The organism is Kocuria sp. SM24M-10, from assembly GCF_001027955.1.
Taxonomy (GTDB): Bacteria; Actinomycetota; Actinomycetes; order Actinomycetales; family Micrococcaceae; genus Kocuria; species Kocuria oceani.
In genome coordinates this window covers 1-4,321 of the sequence record NZ_LDNX01000105.1, presented here as the reverse complement: position 1 = coordinate 4,321, position 4,321 = coordinate 1, and the positions used below count along the sequence as shown (strand labels likewise).

Genomic DNA, 4,321 nt, shown 5'->3' with positions numbered 1-4,321 from the left:
GGCGACGGAGCCGGCCGCAGCCGTCCGGCCGGTGGGTCCGGCGGGCGCCCGGCCGGTGGCGGCGCGCCTCGGGGCCGGGACCACGCGCCGTTCGACGACGTCCCGCCGCCGGAGGAACCGCCCCACCTCGACGAGGCCCCGTACCCGGACGAGCCCCCGTACCCGGAGGACCTCGACGAGGCGCCCCCGGAGCAGTGGCGGCCCGCGCAGCAGCACCGCACCGAACGGCCGGCTCCGTCCCAGGACGCCGCGGTGCGGGACAGCCCCGCCGCGGCCGGTGCCGCGCCCCGGGCCCGGCAGGCCGCTCTGCGCAGCACACCCGCGGACGCCGCCCCGCCCGCCGCTCCGCGCGACGGCGCCGCGGAGGCCGGTAGGCGGGAACGGCTGAGCTTCCGGGAGCGCCACGCCGCGGCGATCGCCGCCGGGCGCCGGGCCCCGGACCCGAGCGCGGCGGCGGCGGAGCGGGACGGCGGCGTAGAATGGGACGATTCCTTCGTCCCCAGTTCGGACGACGAGGCGCTCGAGGACTCCACCCTCTACGGCCGTGCGGCGATCGAGCGCATCCTCGGCGGCATGCTGATCGAGGAGCGGGACCTCCACACCGGGGAGTGAGGCCCGGCGGCCGGACCGCTGACCGCCCCGCACGGGCGCCGGGGAACGCCGTGGCCCGGAACGAGCAGGAGGGCCGCGGACCGGCCCGGAAATCGAGGAGAACGTGTACGAAGGCGCTGTTCAGGATCTGATCGACGAGCTGGGCCGGCTGCCCGGCGTCGGGCCGAAGTCCGCGCAGCGGATCGCGTTCCACCTCCTCGACGCAGACAAGGACGATGTGCGCCGGCTGGCCGACGCCATGACGGCGGTCAAGGACAAGGTGAAGTTCTGCCGGATCTGCGGCAACGTCTCCGAGCTGGACGAGTGCGCCATCTGCCGCGACGCCCGCCGGGACGGCAGCGTCATCTGCGTGGTCGAGGAGTCCAAGGACGTCATGGCCATCGAGCGCACGCGCAGCTTCCGCGGCCGGTACCACGTGCTCGGCGGGGCCATCAGCCCCATCCAGGGCATCGGCCCGGACCAGCTGCGGATCCGGGAGCTCATGACCCGGCTCTCCGACGACACCGTGCAGGAGGTCGTGCTCGCCACCGACCCGAACCTGGAGGGCGAGGCCACCGCCACGTACCTCTCCCGGATGCTCAAGACCCTCGGGGTGCGCGTGACCCGTCTCGCCTCCGGGCTGCCCGTGGGCGGTGACCTCGAGTACGCCGACGAGGTCACCCTGGGGCGGGCCTTCGAGGGCCGCACGGTCGTGGCCTGAGCGACTCGCGTAGGATGTCCTGGTGGCCTGCCGTGGGGAGCGGGCGCACGGCCCGGTGCTGACCGCAGGCCGACCTCGACCACAGGAGTTGTACCCATGAGCCTGATCGTGCAGAAGTTCGGTGGATCCTCCGTCGCGGACGCCGACGGCATCCGCCGCGTTGCACGGCGGATCGTCGAGACGCGCAACCGGGGCCACGACGTCGTCGTGGTGGTCTCCGCGATGGGCGACACCACGGACGACCTCCTGGACCTCGCCCGGGAGGTCACCCGCAAGCCCCCGGCCCGTGAGCTCGACATGCTGCTCACCGCCGGGGAGCGCATCTCCATGGCGCTGCTGGCCATGGCGGTGTCCGGGATGGGCGCTCCCGCCCAGTCCTTCACCGGGTCGCAGGCGGGCATGGTCACCGACGGCGCGCACGGGGCCGCCCTGCTCGTGGAGGTCAGCCCCCAGCGCGTGCGCGAGTCCTTGGACGAGGGCAACATCGCGATCATCGCCGGGTTCCAGGGCGTGCACCGCAAGACCAAGGACATCACCACGCTCGGCCGCGGCGGCTCGGACACCACGGCCGTGGCGCTGGCCGCCGCCCTGGACGCCGACGTGTGCGAGATCTACTCCGACGTCGACGGCGTCTTCACCGCCGACCCCCGCATCGCGCCCAAGGCGCGCAAGCTGGACGTGGTCAGCAGCGAGGAGATGCTCGAGCTCGCCGCCAACGGCGCGAAGATCCTGCACCTGCGCTGCGTCGAGTACGCCCGCCGCTTCGGCGTGAAGCTGCACGTCCGTTCGTCCTTCAGCCACAACGAGGGCACCTGGGTGATCCCGGACCCCGAAGACGCCGCCACCTCCCCGAAGGAGATCCCCTTGGAACAGCCGCTCATCTCCGGCATCGCCCACGACCGGACCCAGGCGAAGGTCACCGTCGTCGGCGTCCCGGACCGGCCCGGCATCGCCGCCCGCATCTTCCGGCTCCTCGCCGAGGCGAAGGTCAACGTGGACATGATCGTCCAGAACATCTCCACCGGTGACGACCCCCTGACGGACCTCTCGTTCACGGTGGACGAGTCCCAGGGCGAGCTGGCCATGAGCCTGCTGCGCGCCGCCGAGGAGAAGATCGGCTACGCGGGCCTGGAGTACGACGACGAGGTCGGCAAGCTCTCCCTGGTGGGCGCCGGCATGAAGTCCAACCCGGGCGTGACGTTCACGTTCTTCGAGGCGCTCGCCGCGGCGAACATCAACATCGACATGATCTCCACCTCCGAGGTGCGGATCTCGGTGGTCACGTCCGCCGACCGCCTCGACGAGGCCGTGCGCGTGGTGCACAGCGCCTTCGACCTCGACTCCGAGGACGAGGCCACGGTGTACGCGGGGACGGGCCGCTGACCGGGCTGCCGCACTCCACCGGCGACGGGGCGGGTCCTGCGACCCGCCCCGTCGCCGTCCTGTCCCGGGCGGACTGGGAGCCGCGCGCGCACGCCCACGAGCGGCGCGCGGCCGCCCACGCGGACCCGTTCGTGGCCCGCCGGCACCGCGGGGCCAAGCACCCGGTCGAGGACTTCCTGTTCACCTACTACACGCTCAAGCCGGCGCAGCTCAAGCGCTGGCACCCCGGGACGGGCACGGTCCTGCTGGACGCGGCCGGGCGCTCGGCGGAGAAGTTCTACCGCCCGCTCACCGGCCCCGAGCTGTCGGTGCTCGGGCTCGACGCCTCCAGCGGGGCCGTGACGGTCGATGCCGCCGCCTTCCGGGAGCGGCGGGGCGCCGCGGTGGACTTCGCCCGCGCGGTCCTCGGCGCGCACGCGCGCAACCCCGGCTTCTTCGGCTGCTTCGGGCTGCACGAGTGGGCGATGGCCTACCGCTCGGAGGACAACGCGCTCCGGCACGAGTACCTCGAGCTGCGCCTGGGCGCCGAGGGCACGGACGCCGTCGTCGAGTCCTCCCGCATCCGCTGCACCCACTTCGACGCGTTCCGGTTCTTCCAGCCGCAGGCGGTGCCGCTCAACGAGCTGCAGCCGACCCGGGAGTCCCAGCGCCGGCTGGAGCAGCCGGGCTGCCTGCACGCCACCATGGACCTCTACAAGTGGGCGTACAAGCTCGTGCCCGCGATCCCCTCCGAGCTGCTCATGGACTGCTTCGAGCTGGCCCGCGACGTGCGGGAGACCGACATGCGGGCCGCCCCCTACGACCTCTCCGGCTGGGGCTACGCACCCGTGCGGATCGAGACGCCGGAGGGCAAGGCCGAGTACGTGCGCCGGCAGCGGGACTTCGCCCGGCGGGCCGAGCCGCTGCGCCGCCGGCTGGCCGAGGCCGTCGACCTGCTCGACCCGGAGCACGCCACCGGCGGGGCCGCCGCGTGAGCTCCGACGGACCGTGGGAGCGGATCGTGGAGGCCTCCGCCCTCCCGGGCCCGCTCGACTTCGTGACCGCCGCCGCCCGCGGCGGGCCGGTGATCGTCGCCCGCGACGCGGAGGGCGCCCTGCACGTGCTGCGCAACGCCTGCACCCACCAGCAGGCCGTCGTGTGCCGCGAGGCCGCCGGGCGCGCCGAGAGCTTCGAGTGCCCCAATCACTACTGGGTGTTCGCCTCCGACGGCCGGTTCCTGGGCTCGCGCCTGGCGCTCGCGGCCGGCCGGCGCGCGCCGGCGGACCCGGCCAAGGACCTGACCGCCGCCGCGGTCGACGTGGTCGACGGGTGGGTCGTGGCCCGCTTCGGCTGAACCGGGGTCAGTCCGCCGCGGGCGCGCCCCCGGCGTCGTCGCGCTGCCGCCCCGCGAGCCAGGTCTGGACGTCGGAGCGGCGGATCCGGCGGTGGCTGCCGCGGTACTGCACCGGGATCACCCCCTCGCTGGTGAGGTTGCGCAGGTGGGTGTGGGAGATCCCGGCCAGCGCCGCCGCCTGGGACGTGGTCAGCAGCTCGGCCGCGGCGTCGGCGGCGTCGGCGGCGTCGTCGCCGTGGCGGGCGAGCCAGGTCTGGATGTCCGAGCGGCGGATCCGGCGGTGGCTGCCGCGG

5 protein-coding genes and 1 pseudogene are annotated in these 4,321 nt (G+C 74.2%); 5 read left to right on the top strand and 1 reads right to left on the bottom strand.

The genetic code is table 11. The features are described from left to right. The 5 genes and pseudogenes from ABL57_RS22350 to ABL57_RS12050 form a co-directional block, all read left to right on the top strand. A pseudogene (locus ABL57_RS22350) lies at positions 1-612 on the top strand (hypothetical protein); the annotation flags it as partial. Between the two features lie 103 nt (positions 613-715). Beyond that, positions 716-1,312: a recombination mediator RecR gene (recR, locus tag ABL57_RS12065; protein ID WP_047803726.1), complete on the top strand. Its 597-nt coding sequence runs from the start codon at positions 716-718 to the stop codon at positions 1,310-1,312. Positions 1,313-1,408: 96 nt separating this feature from the next. Beyond that, positions 1,409-2,695: an aspartate kinase gene (locus tag ABL57_RS12060; RefSeq protein WP_047803725.1), complete on the top strand. Its 1,287-nt coding sequence runs from the start codon at positions 1,409-1,411 to the stop codon at positions 2,693-2,695. A 5-nt stretch (positions 2,696-2,700) separates the two neighbouring features. After that, the gene (locus ABL57_RS12055; protein WP_053004936.1) at positions 2,701-3,669 is read left to right on the top strand and encodes a hypothetical protein; all 969 of its coding nucleotides are present in this window, start codon (positions 2,701-2,703) and stop codon (positions 3,667-3,669) included. Next, positions 3,666-4,028 carry a Rieske 2Fe-2S domain-containing protein gene (locus ABL57_RS12050; protein ID WP_047803723.1) on the top strand — a complete coding sequence of 121 codons (363 nt, stop codon included), beginning with the start codon at positions 3,666-3,668 and terminating at the stop codon, positions 4,026-4,028. Before ABL57_RS12055 ends, ABL57_RS12050 begins: the two co-directional genes overlap by 4 nt. 7 nt (positions 4,029-4,035) lie before the next feature. Here the strand turns inward: ABL57_RS12050 and ABL57_RS12045 are convergent. Then, positions 4,036-4,321, bottom strand: a 286-nt coding sequence (locus tag ABL57_RS12045; protein ID WP_152683389.1) for a helix-turn-helix domain-containing protein, incomplete at its 5' end; no start/stop codon positions are given.